Origin of the sequence: Sphingomonas montanisoli (assembly GCF_008274695.1) — a bacterium.
GTDB classification, from domain to species: domain Bacteria; phylum Pseudomonadota; class Alphaproteobacteria; order Sphingomonadales; family Sphingomonadaceae; genus Rhizorhabdus; species Rhizorhabdus montanisoli.
Map to the genome: position 1 here is coordinate 71,094 of NZ_VTOU01000001.1, position 18,857 is coordinate 89,950.

Genomic DNA, 18,857 nt, shown 5'->3' on the forward strand with positions numbered 1-18,857 from the left:
CCCGGCTTTGCCAGCCCGAACTCACACCGTTAGATTGGCACAAAATAACATGAGGATGCCATGACCGCCGCAACGTTCGACTTCGGCCTCGGCGAGACCGCGGATATGATCCGCGAAACGACCGAACGCTTCGCGACCGACCGGATCGCGCCGATCGCGGCGAAGATCGACGCCGAGGACTGGTTTCCGCGCGATCTGTGGCCCGCAATGGGCGCGCTCGGCCTCCACGGGATCACGGTGGACGAAGCCGATGGGGGCCTGGGCCTCGGCTATCTCGAGCATGTCGTTGCGCAGGAGGAGGTGGCCCGCGCCTCCGCCTCGATCGGGTTGAGTTATGGCGCGCACTCGAACCTTTGCGTCAATCAGATCCGGCGGTGGGCGAGTCCAGAACAGAAGGCGCGCTATCTGCCCAAGCTTATTTCGGGCGAACATGTCGGCAGCCTCGCCATGTCCGAGGCGGGGGCGGGGTCCGACGTCGTCTCGATGAAGCTCAAGGCCGAGAAGAAGGGCGATCACTACGTCCTGAACGGCACGAAATTCTGGATCACCAACGCGACCTATGCCGACGTCCTGGTCGTCTATGCCAAGACCGGCGAGGGATCGAAGGGGATCAGCACGTTCCTGATCGAAAAGGACTTCAAGGGTTTCTCGATCGGGCAGAAGATCGACAAGATGGGCATGCGCGGATCGCCGACCGCAGAGCTCGTCTTCGACGATTGCGAGGTGCCGGAAGAGAATGTCATGGGGCCGCTCAATGGTGGGGTCGGCATCCTGATGTCGGGGCTCGACTATGAGCGGACGGTGCTGTCGGGCATCCAGCTCGGCATCATGCAGGCGTGCCTCGACGTGGTTCTTCCCTACGTTCGCGATCGTAAGCAGTTCGGCAAGCCGATCGGCGCGTTCCAGCTGATGCAGGCCAAGATCGCCGACATGTATGTCGCGCTCAATTCGGCGCGGGCCTATGTCTATGCGGTCGCCAAAGCGTGCGACGCGGGCAGGACGACGCGCTTCGACGCGGCGGGTGCGATCCTGCTGGCCAGCGAAAATGCAATGAAGACTTCGCTGGACGCGGTGCAGGCCCTGGGCGGTGCCGGCTATACGAAGGACTGGCCGGTCGAGCGCTTCATGCGGGACGCCAAGCTGCTCGACATCGGGGCTGGCACCAACGAGATCCGGCGGATGCTGATCGGGCGGGAGTTGATCGGCGCATGATCCTCGGCACCTCGCTCGATCCGGCCTCGCCCGAGTTCGTCGCCCGCGCGGCGCATAATCGCGGGCTGGCAGACGATCTGCGCGCGCGGGTCGCCAATGCGGCGCTGGGTGGCAGTGCGAAGTCCCGCGAGCGGCATGCGTCGCGCGGCAAGCTGCTTCCGCGCGATCGGGTGGAGCGGCTGCTCGATCCGGGCTCGCCTTTCCTCGAAGTCGGGCAACTCGCGGCGAACGGCCTTTATGGAAACGAGGTGCCGGGTGCCGGCATCATCGCCGGGATCGGCCGGGTTTCGGGCCGGCAAGTGATGATCGCGTGTAACGACGCGACCGTTAAGGGCGGCACCTATTATCCGATGACGGTGAAGAAGCATCTCCGCGCGCAGGAGATTGCCGAGGCTAACCGCCTGCCGTGCATCTATCTGGTCGACTCGGGCGGCGCGAACCTGCCGCATCAGGCGGAGGTGTTCCCCGACCGCGAGCATTTCGGCCGCATCTTCTTTAACCAGGCGAACATGTCCGCAAAGGGCATTCCCCAGATCGCCTGCGTGATGGGAAGCTGTACTGCGGGCGGCGCCTATGTGCCGGCCATGTCGGACGAGACGGTGATCGTGCGCAATCAGGGCACGATCTTTCTCGCCGGCCCGCCGCTGGTGAAGGCCGCGACGGGCGAGGTGATTTCGGCCGAGGATCTGGGCGGTGGCGACCTGCACGGGCGCAAGTCCGGCGTGGTCGATCATGTCGCCGACAATGACGAACATGCGCTGTCGATCGTGCGCGATATTGTGGCCACGATCCCGCTCGATCGCACGCCCGACATCGCGATGTGCGAACCGCGCGCGCCGTTATTTCCCCCCGAGCAGCTTTACGGGGTCGTCCCGGACGATGTTCGCGCACCCTATGACGTGCGCGAGGTGATCGCGCGCATCGTCGACGGTTCGGAGTTTCACGAGTTCAAGGCGCTCTACGGCACCACGTTGGTCTGCGGCTTCGCGCATATCTGGGGCATGCCGGTCGCGATCCTCGCGAATAATGGCGTGCTGTTCAGCGAGAGCGCGGTGAAGGGCGCGCACTTCATCGAACTCGCCTGCCAGCGGCGCGTGCCCTTGCTGTTTCTCCAGAACATTTCGGGCTTCATGGTCGGCGGAAAATACGAGGCCGAGGGGATCGCCAAGCACGGCGCGAAGCTGGTCACGGCGGTCGCGACCGCGCAGGTGCCCAAGATCACCGTGCTGATCGGCGGCAGCTTCGGTGCCGGCAATTACGGTATGTGCGGACGGGCCTATTCGCCGCGTTTCCTGTTCACCTGGCCCAATGCGCGGATCAGCGTGATGGGTGGCGAGCAGGCGGCCTCGGTCCTCGCGACTGTCCATCGCGATGCCGATCGCTGGAGCGCGAAGGAGGCCGAAGCCTTCAAGAACCCGATCCGCCAGAAATATGAGGATGAGGGGAATCCCTATTATGCGACATCGCATCTGTGGGACGACGGTATTATCGACCCCACCCAGACCCGCGACGTGCTCGGCCTCGCCTTCGCCGCCACGCTGAACGCCCCGATCCCCGAGAGCGCGCGCTTCGGCGTGTTCAGGATGTGATGGAGGGCGATGCTCCGATACCTCCCCGGAACGGGGAGGGGGACCGCGCGAAGCGTGGTGGAGGGGTTTTCGCCACCACGCGCAAAACGATCGAGCTGGCGCGCCGCGAACGGCGAAGCGGCAATTTGCCTGAAGTTGTGTTGTGGAGAGCGTTGAGAACACGCCCCGGTGGCTTTAAGTTTCGCAAACAGCATCCGATTGGCCCCTACAGCTTGGACTTTGCTTGCCTGTCCGCACGATTGGCGATCGAGATTGACGGTGAAGTGCACGGTCGCGGCGACAGGCCACAGCGTGATGAAATTCGCGATAGTCGGCTTGCTCAATCGGGCTTCCGGACACTTCGCATTCCGGCGCGTGATGTGTTGAATGATCTCGACGCGGTTGTTCGAGCTATCGTCGAAGCCTGCAAGGCGGGCCAACCCCTCCACCATCCTTCGGATGGTCCCCCTCCCCGTGCCGGGGAGGTATTTGGTGAGAAGCCATGATCAACAAACTCCTGATCGCCAATCGCGGTGAAATCGCCTGCCGGATCATCCGCACGGCGCGAGAGATGGGGATCGCGACGGTTGCGGTCTATTCGGATGCCGATGCCGGGGCGCTCCATGTGCGAGAAGCGGACGAGGCGGTGCATATCGGGCCGGCTCCGGCCCGCGAAAGTTATCTGGTCGGCGAAAAGATCATTGCTGCAGCCAAGGCGACAGGCGCGGAGGCGATTCATCCAGGCTATGGTTTCCTCAGCGAGAATGCCGACTTTGCAGAGGCTGTGATCGCGGCGGGGCTGATCTGGGTCGGCCCCGACCCCAAGAGCATCCGCGCGATGGGCCTCAAGGACGCGGCGAAGCGGCTGATGCAGGAGGCCGGTGTGCCGACCACGCCCGGCTATCTGGGCGACGACCAGTCCGAAGCGCGGCTACAGGCCGAGGCGGATGCGATTGGCTATCCGGTGCTGATCAAGGCGGTTGCTGGCGGCGGCGGCAAGGGGATGCGGCGCGTCGATGCCGCGGCGGATTTCGCCGAGGCGCTGGCATCATGCCGGCGCGAGGCCGCGGCTTCGTTCGGCGACGATCGGGTGCTGCTGGAGAAATATATCCTGACCCCGCGCCATATCGAGGTGCAGGTGTTCGGCGACACACATGGCAATATCGTCCACCTGTTCGAGCGCGACTGTTCGCTTCAGCGTCGCCATCAGAAGGTGATCGAGGAAGCGCCGGCGCCGGGCATGGATGATGCGACCCGCGCGGCGATCTGCGAGGCGGCGGTCAAGGCGGCGCGCGCGGTCGACTATGTCGGGGCGGGGACGATCGAGTTCATCGCCGACGCCTCCGAAGGGCTGCGCGCCGACCGCATATGGTTCATGGAGATGAACACCCGCCTTCAGGTCGAGCATCCGGTGACCGAGGAGATTACCGGGCAGGATCTGGTCGAGTGGCAGTTGCTGGTTGCATCGGGTGAAATCTTGCCGCTCGAGCAGGACGAGTTGGAGATCGACGGTTGGGCCATGGAAGCCCGATTGTATGCCGAGGATCCGGCCAAAGGCTTCCTGCCGTCGATCGGCGCGCTCGACGTTTTCGAACTTGGCGATGGCGTGCGGATCGATAGCGGTGTGGAGGAGGGCGGCGTAGTCTCCCCGCACTATGACCCGATGGTAGCCAAGATGATCGCCTGGGGTGAGGATCGCGAGGAAGCTCGCACAACGCTCGCCGCGGCGCTCGACCATAGCGCGATCTGGCCAGTGCGCACCAATGCGGGTTTTCTGGTGACGGCGTTGGAACACCCTGATTTTGTCGACGGCAATATTGATACCGGGTTGATTGCACGCGAGGGCGATGCACTGCTCCCGCCAGCCACACCGTCGATCGATGCGCTCACCGACGCGGCGATGGCTGTGGCGGGCGGAAGCCGGCTTGGGGGCTTCCGGCTCAATCGAACGGCAGTCGAGCAGGGCCGTTTCCTGCTCGACGGGCAGCCGATCGATATTGCGTTCGACGCCGAGGCAGGCGGCGACCCCGCAGACTCGATCCTGATTGCCGAGCATGGCCAGGTCTGGAAGCTGTCGCGCTGGCATGTCGATGGTGCAGGCAGGGCAGGGCATGGTGATGGAGCGATCCTCTCGCCGATGCCGGGCAAGGTCATCGCGCTCGCTGTGGCGAATGGCGATCGGGTGAAGCAGGGCCAGAAAATCGTCACGATCGAGGCGATGAAGATGGAGCACAGCTTGACCGCGCCGTTCGACGGGACCGTGGCGGGTCTGTCAGTTGTCGAGGGCGGGCAGGTGAGCGATGGCTTGCTGCTCGCGCGGATTGAAAAGGCGGAGTAGTTACTCAGCCACCAGCTTCATCAGGCGGCGCTCGACCGGTGCCAGAACCGGGCCGAGTTCATGACCGCGCTTCAGCACGGCGCCATTCTCCCCGATCAGCGCCCACATGCCTTGGCGGGTGTGAAGGGCAGGGCGCTTCTCGATCCGGATTTCCGGCCGTTCGGTCGCGCGGCGGAACGCTGCGAAGCAGGCGATGTCGCGATTGAAATCCATCGCATAGTCACGCCAATGCCCCGCCGCGACCATCCGGCCATAAAGATCCAGGATGCGCGTGAGTTCGTGCCGGTCGAAGGCGACCTGCTGCGCGGTGCCGGGAAACGGTGTGACGACGCCCATCAGGCGCAGTCGCGGTCCTTCGCGGCTTCGGCCTTGTCGCGTTCCTCGATCAATTGGGAAAGGCGACCACGCATCGTCTCCAGCTCGCATTTGAGGATTTCGAGCTGTTGGGTCTGCGGATCGAAGCGTTCGCTGCACTGGGTGCCATAGGGCACGAACTTGCGCTGAAACTCGGTGGCGTCGACGAGCATCGGCTTGGCGGGGATGCCGACGACGACCTGGCCGTCGGCGACGTCCTTGGTCACGACCGCATTGGCGCCGACGCGCGCGCGCTCGCCAATCGTGATCGGGCCGAGGACGACCGAACCGACGCTGATGATCGCACCGTCGCCGATCGTGGGGTGACGCTTGCCACCTTCACCATTGGTCGGGTTCGTGCCGCCCAGCGTCGCGTTCTGATAGATGGTGACATCGTTGCCGATGATCGACGTTTCGCCGATCACGACGAAACCATGATCGATGAAGAAGTTGCGGCCGATCTGCGCGCCCGGATGAATGTCGATCGCGGTTAGCGTGCGCGCCAGATGGTTCACCACCCGCGCGAGAAAATAGAGTTCGGCCTGAAACAGCCAGTGCGCGATGCGGTGGAGGCCAAGCGCCCATACGCCGGGATAAAGCAGGATTTCCCAGCGCGAGCGCGGCGCGGGATCGCGGGCCTTGATCGAGTCGAGATAGGCGATGAGGCCATCAAACATGCGCGCGTCTTTCGTGCGGTTCCCTTTACGAAGGAACATTATAGGGACGACGCCCGCCGCTTGAAAGGGTTCCGCAACAAAGCTCGTCATTGCGAGCGTAGCGAAGCAATCCAGGCCCGAACCAGATGAGATTCGTGGCCTGCACACACACACGGGCCTGGATTGCTTCGTCGCCTGCGGCTTCTCGCAATGACGAGGACAGCCGGGAAAGCGCTCTTAAACCGCCGTCGCGTGGACGGTGGCGGCTGCCTTGATGATCGCGCCGACACGGGCGGCGGTCTGGATCACGTCCGCGGCGACATTGTGCTGGCGCAACACCTTTTCATGCGCGTCGATGCACATGCCGCAGCCATTCATCGCCGAAACAGCAAGGCTGAACAGCTCGAAATCGGCCTTGTCTATTCCAGGCGTGCCTATCACGTTCATGCGCAGCTTCGCCGGCATCTGCCCATATTCCTTGTTCGAGGCGAGATGGACGAAGCGGTAATAGACATTGTTCATCGCCATGACGGCGGCCGACGCGCGCGCGGCGTTGGCGGCTTCGGGGGAGAGCTTGCCCTCGGCCTCGGCCTCGACCGCGTCGACGATCGGCTTGTACCCGCTGCCATGCGCACAGGCGAGCAGAAGGCCGTACTTACGCTGGTCGCCCAGCGTCTGATCGCTGATGAGCGAACCGACGTTCAGCCGGATATCCTTGGCATAATCGGGAAGCGCGTCGGCGAAGGTCTTGAGCGACATCGTTCGTTCCTTGTCTGAGAAATAAAAAGGGCGCGGAGGTCATTGCCCTCCGCGCCCCTCTTGCGCCCGCATCCCCTGAGGGGGACGGCGGGCTAACCGCCTGTAAGGGCTCAGGCGGCGGGCTTGAGAACCTCGTCGCCCTTGTTCCAGTTGCAAGGGCACAGTTCGTCGGTCTGCAGCGCGTCGAGAACGCGGATCGCCTCGGCCGGGTTACGGCCCTGGTTGAGACCGTTCACGGTGACGTGCTGGATGATGTTGTGCGGATCGACGATGTAGGTCGCGCGATAGGCAACGCCCGCATCCTTGTCGACGATGCCGAGCGCACCGGCGAGCTTCTTCTGGTTGTCCGCGATCCACGGGAAGTCGCAGTTCGCCAGACGCTCATCCGACTTGCGCCACGCAAAGTGAACGAAATCGGTGTCGGTCGACGCGCCGATCAGCACCGCGTCACGATCCGCCAGGTCGTTCTTCAGTTCGCCATAACCGATGATCTCGGTCGGGCAGATGAAGGTGAAGTCCTTCGGCCAGAAGAACACGACCTTCCACTTGCCGCCGGTTTCGCCGGTGTCGATCGTTTCGCCGGCCGGGAGCGCGGCGACGCCCTGCTGAACAGGGAGGACGAACGAGGGGAATTCATCGCCAACGGTAAGCGCCATGTCGAAGCTCCTTATGTGATTTGCCGGTGCGGCGTGACGGACATTAGTGACGGTGTCATGGCAGGGTGGCATTCGCACGACAAATTGATTATTTCGCCCCCATTGATCGACAGAGGCGATGAATGGCGACCTATCTCCCGACGCTGAAACAGCTTCAATATCTCGTGGCGCTCAAGGACCATGGTCATTTCGGCAAGGCGGCGGAGGCATGCTTCGTGACGCAATCGACGCTGTCGGCGGGGTTGCGCGAGCTTGAGTCGCTGATCGGCATCACGCTGGTCGAACGGACGCGCCGCGTGGTCCGCTTCACGCCGCTGGGGCTGCGGATCGCCGAGAAGGCCCAGCGCGTGCTGCGCGAGGCGGAGGAACTCAGCGATCTCGCGCGGGCTGCGGGCAAGCCGCTGTCGGGTGATCTGCGCATGGGCGTGATCCCCACGATCGCGCCGTTTCTGCTGCCGCGCATCCTCCCCAAGCTGCGCAGCGAGTGGCCCGACCTGAAGCTTTATCTGCGGGAGGAGACGACGGGTGCCGCGTGCGACTCGCTGCATCGTGGTCATGTCGACTGCGTGCTGCTCGCATTGCCCTATCATTGCGGCGACGTGGAGAGCGTCGACCTGTTTCTCGACCGCCTGTTCATCGCCTTTTCCGAGGATGAGAAGATCGATCATTCGCCGGTGCTGAGCGCCGATGCGATCGACGAAAGCCGGCTGCTGCTGCTCGAGGACGGGCATTGCCTGAAGGATCATGCGCTCGCGGCGTGCAACCGGCCCGAACTGCGTGCCGAGGCTGCGATGCTGGGCACCTCGCTCCACACGCTGGTGCAGATGGTCGACAATGGCCTGGGCGTCACCCTGCTGCCGGCAATGGCGCTCGACGCGGGCATCCTCGACAATACGCATGTGCTCGCGCGTCCGCTCTCGGCCGACAATCCCTCGCGCCGGATCGCGCTCGCCTGGCGCAAGGGCAGTCCGCGGGAGAAGGAGTTTCGGCTGTTGGCCGATGCCCTGCGCGAAGCAGGGCAGAACACCGCATAGTCATTCTTGGCGGATTTCCGGGAAAAAATTTTCTGGTTCCGCTGCATCCACTGCAACCAGATCATAGGTAGCGGCGTAACGACTCCTGCCCCCCGCCCCCGGAACAGTGGCGTAGCCGTCCGGGGCGATTGTGCGAGTTGCGTTGCGTGCTAGTTCCCAGTGCGATGAGCGGTACGGCCCGTCGCCCAGGACGCCGGCTTTTCGGTATGTCGTCGATAGGGAAGGCCCCACCTTCAGCTGACGGGCATCGTCACCATGCTGCCCGAATAGAGGACCGGGCCGGTGGGCAGTCCGGTCGGCGATCCGCCGACGGGTTCGAGCGAGACCGCGATCGTCGCGTCATTGCGGCCGCCGAGCATTTTCGCCGGCATTGTCGCCGAGCCGGACGATGGCATCACGCCGAGCGATTTCGGCGCATCCTTGCCCATGATCGCCCACAGTTCGAGGCTGTGACCCGGACGCGCGGTGAGGTTGACCGGCATCACGCGCATCTGGCCCGTCGCCTGATCGAAAGTGACGAGAAGCGCGGGGCTGCCACCGCTCTCGCTGAGCGCGGCGATCGACTGGATTCCCGGCGTGAGCGGAGCGGGGGACGTGATGGGCGGCGGCGGCGTGAGCATCGGTCCACGCAGCGCAAGGCCGGAGGCGAGAAGCGCCATGACAGCTGCGGCTGCCGTCGCGAATTGCCAGCGACGTTCGGACTTGGCGACCCGGTGATTATCGTTTGCAATCGCAGCGCCCGCCGTGGCGCGCTCGATCCGCCGCCATAGATCGGGGGAGGGGTCGACCGAGGGCGCGGTCAGCAGCGCGGGCGCCAGGCGCGACTGCCAATCGGCGACCGCGCGCGCAATTGCGGGGTCGGTGAGAATGCCAAGCGCCACAGCCTGCCGCTCATAGGTTTCGAGCGTGCCGAGGACAAATTCACCAGCGATCAGATCGGGATTGTCAGCCACCGAGGCAGACCTTCAGCTTGGCGAGCGCGCGGTGAAGCCACGACTTGATGGTGCCGCTGGGATGGCCCAGCCGTTCGGCCAGTTCGTCGCGACTGTCGCCGCGCAGATAGGCGGCCAGCACCAGCTGGCGCTGATCCTCATCGAGCCGATCGAGGCAGATGCGCAGCGCGGCGAGTGCCTCGGCCGATGGACCGCCTTCGTCGGCGACCAGATCGAAATCAAACTCGTCGGTCGACAGCTTCGTGCCCGGCCGCTCGCGACGGCGGACGTCGATCGCGACATTGCGTGCGATGGTGGCCAGCCACGCGATCGGGCTGCCGCGCAGAGCGTCATAACCCGCGGCGTTGCGCCAGATTTTTACGTAAACATCCTGCATCGCGTCTTCAGCTACCGACCTTTCGGGCAAGATACGGAGCACGATCCCGAATAGTTTCGCCGAAGTCCGGCGGTACAGCTCGGCAAAGGCAGCGCGATCGCCTTCCGCCGTCGCGAGCAGAAGGACGCCGAGTTCGGCGCTGCCCGTACCCGCGCTCATGGCCGCCACCTGTCGGTCGCAGCGGTATCGCTGCTGCGAGATTCGACCCAGGCGCTGCGACCGTCGGCAAAATGCTCCTTCTTCCAGAAGGGCGCTTCGGTCTTGAGCCAGTCGATCAGGAAGGCGCAGGCTTCGAGCGCAGCATGGCGATGCCGTGCCGCCGCTGCGGTGAGGACGATGCGCTCGCCCGCGCGCAATTCGCCATAACGGTGGATTACGGTCACCCCGGCGAGCGTCCAGCGCTCGGCCGCCTGTTCGGCGATATCACGCATCACCTTTCCGGTCATGCCCGGATGATGTTCGAGTTCGAGCATCGCCATGCCCCCTTCGCCGCGCACGATCCCGGTAAAGCTTGCGAGCCCGCCGCCGCCCAGCGCTTCGAGCCGCGCGAGTTCCGCACCGACATCGATATCCTCACGCTGCACCAGCACCCGGAGCGCACTCACGCGGCGCCTCCGGTCACAGGCGGAAAAAGGGCGATTTCACGCGCGCCTGCGAGGCTGGCCGTCAGGTCGACGAAGCGGTCGTCGATGGCCGCACGAAGCCGGGTGCGATCGGCGAAGGCCGCGACATAGCCATTGCCGCGTTCGACGAGCCAATCAACGAGATCGACGATGCGGGCGACCGATGCCGGCGGATCGACCCGCTCGCCGCTCAGCCCGATCGCTTCGCGAATACCGGCGAAGTAGAGAAGATCGATCGCCACCCGTATCAGTCCATGTGCCGTACGCCGACGCGCATATAGTCCCACCCGGTCAACAGCGTCAGACCCGCGGCGGCCCACAGGCTGAACAGCCCCACATCGCGCACCCACGGCCATTCCGGCAGCGCACCGGCAAGAATGATCGAACCGAGCGACACCAACTGGAACGTCGTCTTCCACTTGGCGAGCTGGCTGACCGGCATCGAAATCTGCAACCCTGCCAGAAACTCGCGCAGGCCCGATACGGTGATCTCACGCAGCAGAATGATCAGCGCTGCGATGGTGTGGTACCCCGTGACGTCGCGGGTGAAGACCAGCATGACGATGACGGCCGCCACCATGATCTTGTCGGCGATCGGATCGAGGAACACGCCGAGCTTCGACACCGTACCTTGTGCGCGGGCCAGATAGCCGTCGAAGTAATCGGTGATCGCCATCAGCGCATAGAGCCCGAAGGCGAGCGCATATTCGAGCTTGCTCGCCCCCGGCCACAGCAGGAAGACGAGGATTGGCACCGCCAGGATACGCGAGAGCGTCAGAATGTTCGGCAAGGTCAGCATCTGTTGCCTCGTCTAGCGCAGTTTCCCCCACAGGAGGAAGCGGTCACGGAACGATTTTCCGTCCCATCCACATGTCATCGTGGCGTCACGCATATCGCGCTTGGTCCGTCACACGCGCTAGGCTATGCCGCATCCGTTCGAGCCGGCGATAACGATAGAAGGCCTCACGCTCCGCATGACCCCGTCCTTTCGGCTCCTCGGCCAGCGCCGGTTTCTGCCGCTTTTCGTCACCCAGTTCCTGGGCGCGTTTAACGACAATCTGTTCAAGACATCGATGGTCTTGTTCGTCACCTTCGAAGTCTATTCGGATCCGGCGGTCGAGGCGAAGTTTTCGGCGCTGGCGACCGCGCTCGTGATCCTGCCCTTCTTCCTGCTCTCGGCGCTGTCGGGCCAACTCGCGGACAGCCGGGACAAGGCGAAGATCATCCGCATCATCAAGGCGGCCGAGATCGGCATCATGGTGGTGGGCGCGACCGGCCTGATCCTCAAGATGATCCCCGTGATGCTCGCGGCCCTGTTTGCGATGGGCGTGCATTCCACTTTCTTCGGCCCGATCAAATATGCGCTGCTGCCCCAGCATCTTGAGAAGGACGAGGTTCTTGCGGGTACCGGGCTGGTCGAGGCCGGTACCTATATCGCGATCCTGGCCGGCACGATCCTGGCTGGCTTCATCAGCGCGAAGACGGCGGCCGCGGCGGTCCTGATCGTCGCGGTACTGGGCTGGTTGGCGGGACGGCAAGTGCCGCCGGCGCCGCCGGTGGGGAAGGGCGATCCGCTCGATTTCCATGTCGTGCGCGCTTCGATCAAGCTGGTGTCGGATACGATGCACGTCCGCCGGCTGTTCCTCGCCATTATCGCGATCAGCTTCTTCTGGGCGATCGGTTCGATCCTGATCATCGAGTTCCCGCCGCTCGTGAAGAACGTCTTCACCGCCGACGAGAAGGTGGCGAGCCTGTTCCTCGCGATCTTTTCGGTCGGCGTCGCGATCGGCTCGGTCGTGATCAACAAGCTGCTCGGCTCGCACGTCTCGGCGCGTTACGCGCCGGCATCGGTGATCGCGATGGCCGGTTTCGTGCTGTTCATGTATTTTGTGGCCGAAGGCTGGGAAGGCCGTACCGACGGCAAGCTCTACAACCTTATCGAGTTCATCAACCATCCGAGTTCGTGGCTGGTTGCGACTGCGCTGCTGGGCGTCGCGGTGACCGGCGGCATGTTCGTGGTCCCGCTCTATGCCTTCCTCACGACCACTGTCGGCGAGGACAAGACCGCACGCACCGTCGCCGCCAACAATATCGTCAATTCGGGCGCGATGGTGGGCGGCGCTGCTCTGGTGATCGCGACGACGGCTTCGGGCGTTTCGGTACTCAACGCGCTGCTGCTGGTGCCGGCTATGTGCCTGGTTTCAGCTTGGACGGGCTGGCGGCTCCACAAGGCGTGCGGCGAGGCCGAACTGCCCGAGCATGACACGCCGTTCGCGCATGATCCGACGGGCGACATGCTGCCTATCCTGTCGCAGCACCACGAGGCACCGTCAGCCGAGAATAAGCAGGAATAAGGCCAGGAAGACCGAATAAGCGATCAGGAAGCGGCGCCCATCCTCGGGCGAGACCTGTGCTGTCAATTTACGCCACATGGTCCTGAGCTAACAGGCGGGGACGGCCATCACAACGGCGCGCGGGGGGCACCTGTCCCAATATCGTCAGAGCAGCGCCGACAAGCCGTGAAGCCCAACGCCGACGAGGCCGCCGACGATCGTTCCGTTGACGCGGATATACTGAAGATCGCGACCCACCGCATTTTCGAGCTGCGTCGTAACCGTGCGCGCATCCCAGCTGCGGATCGTATCGGATACCAGCGTGACGATGCTGTCGCCATAATCGGCGACCAGGCCCACCACCGCGCGGCGCGTGAAGCGGTTGATCGTGCGGCGCAGCGCGACATCGGTCTGGAGCGTGCCGCCAAGCTGGCGCAGAGCCTCACCAATCTGGCCGCCGGCGACGACGTCCGGATTGCGCGCAGCGGCGATCATGCGGGTGCGAGCGCCCTGCCACAGCCGATCCATCCATGCGGCGACCGCCGGGCTGTCGATGATGTCGGCCTTGAGTGCGTCGACCTTAGCGCGCGTCTCGGGGTCGTTTTGCAGCTTTGAAGCCAAAGCCTCCAGCCCTTCCTGCGCTTTTAGACGGAGCGGGTGGTTCGGATCGGTGGCCATGTCGTCCAGCAGCTTGTGCAGCCCTTCGACGATCGCGCCCGACAGCTTTTCGTCGAGGCCGGTCCAGCGCATGAACTTGCCGGTGCGGGTCTGCACCATATCGTGGATCAGGGTTTCGTTGTGTAGCAGGACGCGGCTGCCCCACTGGATCAGCCCGTCGAGCATCTCGGCATGGCGGTTTTCGACGATCGCGGCGGAGAGCGTCTGACCGAGAAGGGGGCTGACATCGAACTCGCGCAGCCGGTTCGCCAGACCCGACTTCACCATTGCGCCAAGCCGATCGTCGCCGAGCGACTCAAGGATCGTCGCGAAAAGCCGACCGACGCCTTCGCGCATGCGTCCGCTCTTGGGCGGGTTGGCGAGCAGGCGGCCGATCGCGCCTGCGGCATCGACCTTCATCATCCGCCGCGCGACGACCGACGCGGTCAGGAAGTTGACGCGCAGAAAGTTGGCGAGGCTCGATCCGATCCGATCCTTGTTGCGCGGGATGATCGCGGTGTGGGGGATGGGAAGGCCGAGCGGATGGCGGAACAACGCCGTCACCGCGAACCAGTCGGCAAGGCCGCCCACCATCGCCGCTTCGGCAAAGGAACGGAGATAGCCCCACGCCGCATGATGGCCGTCCAATTCCTGCCCGCGCGCGGCGATGTAGATGGCCGCCATCAGGATCAGAAGCCCGGTCGCGACGATCCGCATGCCGCGCACGCCCCCCTGTGCGGGGTTGAAGCGGTCGAGGCCGGTCGTCTTGAGCAGGTTCATGGTTCGAGAATGGCCGATCGCGCCGATAGTTCAACCAGATGGTCGAATTTGGCGCGATCGTTATCCTTTACTCCGCGGGATGATGGGGCGTCGGAACGGGGCCGTCCTTGCCGCCCACAATCAGCTTGCGGCTAAGCCAGCCACCGACGCGTCGCTCGATACCGACCGCCAGGCTGAACCCCGCAGGAACGATGATGAGCGTGAGCAACGTCGACAGGATCAGGCCACCGATCACGACGACGCCCATCGGCGCGCGCCAGCTGCCGTCGCCAGTTATCGACATGGCGACCGGCAACATGCCCGCCACCATCGCGACGGTGGTCATGACGATCGGCTGCGCGCGCTTGTGGCCCGCATCAAGGATTGCTTCGTCGCGCGGCACGCCCTTGTCCATCTCCTCCAACGCGAAGTCGACGAGCAGAATCGAGTTCTTGGCAACGATGCCGAACAGCATCAGCAGACCGATGAAGACGGGCATCGACAGCGCATTGCCGGTCAGGTGCAGCGCGATAGCGCCACCCAGCGGCGCCAGCAGCAGCGCGCTCATGTTCACCATCGGCGGCACGACACGCTTGTAGAGCAGCACGAGGACCGCGAACACCAGCAACACGCCCGAGATCACCGCGATCACGAAGTTGATCGCAAGCTCCGCCATGATCTTCTGATCGCCGAACGAAACCCGGTTTATCCCGTTGGGCAGGTTCTTGACCGATGGCAGCTGATCGATTTTCGACTGCGCCTCGACCACGCCGGGGGCGAGGTCGGCGGTGATCACGATGCGACGATTCTGGTTTTGACGACGCAGTTCGGACGGTCCCGCGCCGAAGGTGACGTCGGCGACGACCTTGAGCGGCACCGATCCACCACGTGCCGTGGGAACGGGCAGGTTCTGGATCGTGGCGAGGCTCTTGCGCGAATCCTCGTTCAGCGAGACCCGGATCGGGATCTGACGATCGGACAGCGAGAATTTCGCGACGTTCTGATCGATATCGCCCAGCGTCGCGATGCGGATCGTCTGGCTGAGCGCTGCCGTCGTGACACCCATGTCGGCTGCGAGATCGAAGCGCGGATGGATGTTGATCTCCGGACGCGGCGTATCGCCTTCGAGCCGCGGCGCGCGCAGATCCTTCAGCTTGTTCATCTCGCCGACGATCTTGAGCGAGTGCTTGTAGAGTTTCTCGGGATCGTCGCCGGCGAGCATGAAGGTGATGTCGCGGCCGAGGCCGCCCGACTGCGACTGGAACGTCACTCGCGCGTCAGGGATGGCGCGAAGGGCAGGGGCCAGCGCGCGTTCGAACTCGGTGCTCGTCCGCTTCCTGTCGGGGTTGAGCGTCAGGAAGATGTCGCCGTTGCCCACGTTCACGTCGGCGAATGCGGCGACGACTTCGGGCTCCTTGCGCAGGATCGCCGACGCCTTTTCCGCCACTGCCTCGGTCTGTTCGAGCGTGGTGCCGGGGGTCATGGAAATCTTGACCTGGCTCGAGTCGAGATTGAGCGGCGGTTGCAAGGTCACGGGCAGGGTCGCGAAAGCACCGACGGTTGCAACGAGCGCGAGCCCCGCAATGCCCATCGTCTTCCAGCGATTGGCGAGCGACCAGTGAAGGATGCGGATATATCCATCGATCCACTTGGCATCGCCATGCGGCTTGGCACCCTCGGCCTTGAGGAAATAGGCCGCGACCATCGGCGTGATGAGACGCGCGACTGCGAGGCTCAGCAGCACCGAGATGACGACGGTAAGGCCGAAACTCTTGAAGATCTGGCCCGACACGCCCGGCATCACGCCCACTGGCAAGAACACCGCGACGATCGACATGGTGGTCGCGAGCACCGCGAGACCGATTTCGTCCGCAGCGTCGATTGACGCCTGGTAGGCCGATTTGCCCATTCGCATATGTCGGACGATATTCTCGATCTCCACGATCGCGTCATCGACGAGAACGCCAGCGACGAGGCTGAGCGCCAGAAGACTGGCATTGTTCAGCGTGAAATCGAGCAGGTCCATGAACCAGAAGGCCGGGATCGCCGACAGCGGGATAGCCAGCGCCGAGATCACCGTGGCGCGCCAGTCGCGCAGGAAGATGAACACGACGATGACGGCCAGAACCGCACCCTCGATCATCGCCTCGATCGCCGAGTGGAACTGCTGCTTGGTATAGTCGACGCTGGTGTAGAGTTGGGTGAACTTGACCTTCGGATATTGCTTCCTGAGTTGGTCGAGCTTCTTCATCGCATTGTCATAGACGGTGACGTCCGAAGACCCCTTCGCCTTGACCATCGCGAAGCTCAGCACCTGCCGGCCGTTCATCTTCGATACGTTGCGCTGTTCGGCGTAGCGATCGCGAACGTCGGCGATATCGGCAAGGCGGACCGTCTGCCCCGAGGGCAAGGTGATCAGTTTTTCGCCAAGCGAATAAGCGCTTTCGGCATTGCCGACCACGCGCACGGCCTGTTCCGAACCGGCAATCTCCGCCCGCCCGCCGGCCGCATTGACGTTGACCTGGCGGAGCTGCGCGTTGACTTGGCTCGCAGTGATGCCGAACGACTGCATCTTGGCGGGATCGAGGATCACGCGGATCTCGCGGCTCACGCCGCCGCCGCGCCGTACCTGCGCCATTCCGGTGACGTTGAGCAGCGTCTTGACGACAGTGTTGTCGACGAACCAGCTGAGCTCCTCCAGCGTCATGTCGACCGCTTCGACCGAGAAATAGGCGATCGGTCCGCCATCCATCTCCAGGCGCGAAATCTGCGGCTCGAGAATACCTTCGGGCAACTGCGAGCGGATATTGGAAACCGCATCACGAACGTCGTTGGTGGCGCGATCCACCGGCACGCCGATATTGAACTGGATCACGGTGCGTGAATTGCCCTCGCTGATATAGGAGGACAGTTCGTCGACACCGCTGATGCTTCGCACGGCGGCCTCGACCCGCTGCGTGACCTGCATTTCGAGTTCGGTCGGCGCGGCGCCAGGCTGCGATATCTCGACCGCGACGGCCGGGAAGCTGATGTCCGGCTGCTGATTCACGTCCATCCGCATGAAGCTGATGATGCCCGCGAGGGTCAGCGCCACGAACATGACGATAGGGGCGATCGGGTTTCGGATCGCCCAGGCGGATATGTTCCGGAAGCTCATTGCCGGTGCCTTACTTGTCGGTCTTGACGAGCGGCTTCACTTTGTCGCCGGGGTTGAGGAAGGCACCTGCCGAATAGACGACCTGCTCATTGCCGTTAAGACCCGACAGAACGGAGACGCCCGTGTCGGAAACGTCGCCGACCTTGACGGTGCGCTTCACGACCTTTCCGCCCTCGATCACGTAAACGTAATTGCCGCCCTTTGGCTCGCTGAGCACCGCGCTTTCGGGGAGCAGGGGCGCCAGCCCCTTACCCGCGACGATCTCGGCAGCAGCGAAGCCACCCGGACGAAGCGCTGGATTGTAGGCAAGCTGGATGCGGGCGACGCCCTGACGGGTGGTCGCATCGATGATCGGCGAAAGCTGCCACACCGAGCCTGAGAACTTCTGCGCCGAGCCGACCGGCGTCACCGTGGCGATCGAACCGACTTTGAGGCGGGCGAGATCCTGTTCGGCCAGTGCGGCGCGGATTTCCATCTCGCCACCCTTGGCGACGCGGAAGAGGGCACCATTGCCCGGCCCGACGACCTGGCCCGGCTCGACCGCGCGGGTCAGCACGAGGCCGGCGGCGGGAGAGCGGATGTCGAGGCGGCCAATGGTCGCGCGCTGCTGGCCCAACTGGGCCTGTGCGACCGAGACGCGTGCGTTCGCCGCATCGCGGGTGGCGCCACGGCGATCGAGGTCAGCCTTGGAGATGAACCCGCGCGATACGAGCGCCTTGGCGCGATCATATTCGAGCTGAGCGATGCTGGCGTCGGCGCGCGCGACCTGAACCGAGGCGGCGAGCGAACTCGCCTGCTGCGACTGGACCGAGCGTTCGATCGTGGCGAGCACCTGACCGGCCTGCACCCAGTCACCCGGTTCGACCAGAACGGCTTTAACCTGACCACCTTCGCCCGCGACGCCAACCGGCATCTCGCGCTTCGCCGCGAGCGTGCCATTGGCCGCGATCGTGGCCGAAACCTCGGTCTTGCCCGGAACGATGACGGTGACGACGGGCGCGCTGTCGGGCGCTGCGGCCGGCTTCTTGCCGCCAAAGACCATCTTCGCCACCAGCAGCGCCGCGATCAATGCGACGGCCACCACGCCGATCAGGATCAGGCGACGGCGCTTCGCGCGCTCCTCATCCCATGCATAGGCGCCATATTCGGGCGCATCCTGTCGGATGCCGGTCTCGACGTTCATCCCCATCTTCTTTCTACTTACGAACCCCACGAAGCGGCCTTCCGCCCTCGATGGAGACTGTATTAGCTTAATATGGCACCTGGCTCAAGCCGGGATCGGAACGATTGGGCAACGATGGCGCAATCCGGGACCGATTTGGGCAAGGTCGGCGTTCAGCTTTCATGCAGTCCCACCGATACACTGCGTCATACAGGTGCCGTGTTGTCGCGGCAATGCGCGAAACAACCGGTACGGACAGG

The 18,857-nt window shown here is 64.0% G+C and carries 18 protein-coding genes; 6 read left to right on the forward strand and 12 right to left on the reverse strand.

The genetic code is table 11. The annotated features are described in order from the left end of the window. Positions 1–60: 60 nt before the first annotated feature. Genes FYJ91_RS00375 through FYJ91_RS00390 form a run of 4 tightly spaced genes read left to right on the forward strand, consistent with a single transcriptional unit; the run spans position 61 to position 5,118 of the window. Positions 61–1,212, forward strand: a complete 1,152-nt coding sequence (locus FYJ91_RS00375; RefSeq protein WP_149520310.1) for an isovaleryl-CoA dehydrogenase — start codon at positions 61–63, stop codon at positions 1,210–1,212. After that, positions 1,209–2,801 carry a carboxyl transferase domain-containing protein gene (locus FYJ91_RS00380; protein WP_149520311.1) on the forward strand — a complete coding sequence of 531 codons (1,593 nt, stop codon included), beginning with the start codon at positions 1,209–1,211 and terminating at the stop codon, positions 2,799–2,801. The genes FYJ91_RS00375 and FYJ91_RS00380 overlap by 4 nt, the downstream gene beginning before the upstream one ends. Next, complete coding sequence (locus FYJ91_RS00385; RefSeq protein ID WP_149520312.1) at positions 2,801–3,286, forward strand: endonuclease domain-containing protein; 486 nt, start codon at positions 2,801–2,803, stop codon at positions 3,284–3,286. Before FYJ91_RS00380 ends, FYJ91_RS00385 begins: the two co-directional genes overlap by 1 nt. Then, positions 3,283–5,118, forward strand: a complete 1,836-nt coding sequence (locus tag FYJ91_RS00390) for an acetyl/propionyl/methylcrotonyl-CoA carboxylase subunit alpha (RefSeq protein ID WP_149520313.1) — start codon at positions 3,283–3,285, stop codon at positions 5,116–5,118. The genes FYJ91_RS00385 and FYJ91_RS00390 overlap by 4 nt, the downstream gene beginning before the upstream one ends. Here FYJ91_RS00390 and FYJ91_RS00395 read toward each other — a convergent pair whose 3' ends face one another. The 4 genes from FYJ91_RS00395 to FYJ91_RS00410 all read right to left on the reverse strand — a co-directional run bounded on the left by FYJ91_RS00395 (position 5,119) and on the right by FYJ91_RS00410 (position 7,543). Continuing rightward, entirely contained in the window at positions 5,119–5,454 is a 336-nt protein-coding gene (locus FYJ91_RS00395; RefSeq protein ID WP_149520314.1) for a DUF2794 domain-containing protein, read from the reverse strand. Continuing rightward, positions 5,454–6,149 (reverse strand): serine O-acetyltransferase EpsC, encoded by a 696-nt coding sequence (gene epsC / locus FYJ91_RS00400; protein WP_149520315.1) that lies wholly within the window; start codon positions 6,147–6,149, stop codon positions 5,454–5,456. The genes FYJ91_RS00395 and epsC overlap by 1 nt, the downstream gene beginning before the upstream one ends. A 216-nt stretch (positions 6,150–6,365) precedes the next feature. Next, positions 6,366–6,887, reverse strand: a complete 522-nt coding sequence (gene ahpD / locus FYJ91_RS00405) for an alkylhydroperoxidase, AhpD family (protein WP_149520316.1) — start codon at positions 6,885–6,887, stop codon at positions 6,366–6,368. A gap of 110 nt (positions 6,888–6,997) precedes the next feature. Continuing rightward, on the reverse strand, positions 6,998–7,543 hold the full coding sequence (locus FYJ91_RS00410; RefSeq protein WP_149520317.1) for a peroxiredoxin: 546 nt from the start codon (positions 7,541–7,543) through the stop codon (positions 6,998–7,000). 122 nt (positions 7,544–7,665) lie between these two features. Here FYJ91_RS00410 and FYJ91_RS00415 point away from each other — a divergent pair, with 122 nt between their 5' ends. Continuing rightward, a complete protein-coding gene (locus FYJ91_RS00415) occupies positions 7,666–8,577 on the forward strand; it encodes a LysR substrate-binding domain-containing protein (RefSeq protein WP_149520318.1) in 912 nt (303 codons plus the stop codon). Positions 8,578–8,810: 233 nt separating this feature from the next. Here the strand turns inward: FYJ91_RS00415 and FYJ91_RS00420 are convergent, their stop codons facing one another. From FYJ91_RS00420 to pgsA, 5 genes are read right to left on the reverse strand one after another with little or no spacing between them, the layout of a single operon-like run. Then, the gene (locus FYJ91_RS00420; RefSeq protein WP_149520319.1) at positions 8,811–9,530 is read right to left on the reverse strand and encodes an anti-sigma factor; all 720 of its coding nucleotides are present in this window, start codon (positions 9,528–9,530) and stop codon (positions 8,811–8,813) included. Then, positions 9,523–10,065 (reverse strand): sigma-70 family RNA polymerase sigma factor, encoded by a 543-nt coding sequence (locus FYJ91_RS00425; protein ID WP_149520320.1) that lies wholly within the window; start codon positions 10,063–10,065, stop codon positions 9,523–9,525. The genes FYJ91_RS00420 and FYJ91_RS00425 overlap by 8 nt, the downstream gene beginning before the upstream one ends. Continuing rightward, positions 10,062–10,511 (reverse strand): molybdenum cofactor biosynthesis protein MoaE, encoded by a 450-nt coding sequence (locus FYJ91_RS00430; protein WP_149520321.1) that lies wholly within the window; start codon positions 10,509–10,511, stop codon positions 10,062–10,064. Before FYJ91_RS00430 ends, FYJ91_RS00425 begins: the two co-directional genes overlap by 4 nt. After that, positions 10,508–10,771 carry a MoaD/ThiS family protein gene (locus tag FYJ91_RS00435; RefSeq protein ID WP_149520322.1) on the reverse strand — a complete coding sequence of 88 codons (264 nt, stop codon included), beginning with the start codon at positions 10,769–10,771 and terminating at the stop codon, positions 10,508–10,510. The genes FYJ91_RS00430 and FYJ91_RS00435 overlap by 4 nt, the downstream gene beginning before the upstream one ends. Positions 10,772–10,776: 5 nt before the next feature. Then, positions 10,777–11,328, reverse strand: coding sequence for a CDP-diacylglycerol--glycerol-3-phosphate 3-phosphatidyltransferase (gene pgsA, locus FYJ91_RS00440; RefSeq protein WP_149520323.1), 552 nt, complete (start codon positions 11,326–11,328; stop codon positions 10,777–10,779). A gap of 175 nt (positions 11,329–11,503) precedes the next feature. Here pgsA and FYJ91_RS00445 point away from each other — a divergent pair, with 175 nt between their 5' ends. Continuing rightward, on the forward strand, positions 11,504–12,883 hold the full coding sequence (locus FYJ91_RS00445; RefSeq protein WP_149520324.1) for an MFS transporter: 1,380 nt from the start codon (positions 11,504–11,506) through the stop codon (positions 12,881–12,883). Between the two features lie 144 nt (positions 12,884–13,027). Here FYJ91_RS00445 and FYJ91_RS00450 read toward each other — a convergent pair whose 3' ends face one another. The 3 genes from FYJ91_RS00450 to FYJ91_RS00460 all read right to left on the reverse strand — a co-directional run bounded on the left by FYJ91_RS00450 (position 13,028) and on the right by FYJ91_RS00460 (position 18,618). Then, positions 13,028–14,299, reverse strand: a complete 1,272-nt coding sequence (locus FYJ91_RS00450; protein WP_149520325.1) for a DUF445 domain-containing protein — start codon at positions 14,297–14,299, stop codon at positions 13,028–13,030. Positions 14,300–14,366: 67 nt separating this feature from the next. Next, the gene (locus FYJ91_RS00455) at positions 14,367–17,435 is read right to left on the reverse strand and encodes an efflux RND transporter permease subunit (protein WP_149520326.1); all 3,069 of its coding nucleotides are present in this window, start codon (positions 17,433–17,435) and stop codon (positions 14,367–14,369) included. Between the two features lie 10 nt (positions 17,436–17,445). Continuing rightward, entirely contained in the window at positions 17,446–18,618 is a 1,173-nt protein-coding gene (locus tag FYJ91_RS00460; RefSeq protein ID WP_149520327.1) for an efflux RND transporter periplasmic adaptor subunit, read from the reverse strand. Between the last annotated feature and the right edge of the window lie 239 nt (positions 18,619–18,857).

What these genes read in the sequence shown, in the direction of transcription:
- FYJ91_RS00375 (WP_149520310.1), top strand. Translation starts at nt 61, where the DNA reads ATGACCGCCGCAACGTTCGACTTCGGCCTCGGCGAGACCGCGGATATG.
- FYJ91_RS00380 (WP_149520311.1), top strand. Translation starts at nt 1,209, where the DNA reads ATGATCCTCGGCACCTCGCTCGATCCGGCCTCGCCCGAGTTCGTCGCC.
- FYJ91_RS00385 (WP_149520312.1), top strand. Translation starts at nt 2,801, where the DNA reads ATGGAGGGCGATGCTCCGATACCTCCCCGGAACGGGGAGGGGGACCGC.
- FYJ91_RS00390 (WP_149520313.1), top strand. Translation starts at nt 3,283, where the DNA reads ATGATCAACAAACTCCTGATCGCCAATCGCGGTGAAATCGCCTGCCGG.
- FYJ91_RS00395 (WP_149520314.1), bottom strand. Translation starts at nt 5,454, where the DNA reads ATGGGCGTCGTCACACCGTTTCCCGGCACCGCGCAGCAGGTCGCCTTC.
- epsC (WP_149520315.1), bottom strand. Translation starts at nt 6,149, where the DNA reads ATGTTTGATGGCCTCATCGCCTATCTCGACTCGATCAAGGCCCGCGAT.
- ahpD (WP_149520316.1), bottom strand. Translation starts at nt 6,887, where the DNA reads ATGTCGCTCAAGACCTTCGCCGACGCGCTTCCCGATTATGCCAAGGAT.
- FYJ91_RS00410 (WP_149520317.1), bottom strand. Translation starts at nt 7,543, where the DNA reads ATGGCGCTTACCGTTGGCGATGAATTCCCCTCGTTCGTCCTCCCTGTT.
- FYJ91_RS00415 (WP_149520318.1), top strand. Translation starts at nt 7,666, where the DNA reads ATGGCGACCTATCTCCCGACGCTGAAACAGCTTCAATATCTCGTGGCG.
- FYJ91_RS00425 (WP_149520320.1), bottom strand. Translation starts at nt 10,065, where the DNA reads ATGAGCGCGGGTACGGGCAGCGCCGAACTCGGCGTCCTTCTGCTCGCG.
- pgsA (WP_149520323.1), bottom strand. Translation starts at nt 11,328, where the DNA reads ATGCTGACCTTGCCGAACATTCTGACGCTCTCGCGTATCCTGGCGGTG.
- FYJ91_RS00445 (WP_149520324.1), top strand. Translation starts at nt 11,504, where the DNA reads ATGACCCCGTCCTTTCGGCTCCTCGGCCAGCGCCGGTTTCTGCCGCTT.
- FYJ91_RS00450 (WP_149520325.1), bottom strand. Translation starts at nt 14,299, where the DNA reads ATGAACCTGCTCAAGACGACCGGCCTCGACCGCTTCAACCCCGCACAG.
- FYJ91_RS00455 (WP_149520326.1), bottom strand. Translation starts at nt 17,435, where the DNA reads ATGAGCTTCCGGAACATATCCGCCTGGGCGATCCGAAACCCGATCGCC.
- FYJ91_RS00460 (WP_149520327.1), bottom strand. Translation starts at nt 18,618, where the DNA reads ATGAACGTCGAGACCGGCATCCGACAGGATGCGCCCGAATATGGCGCC.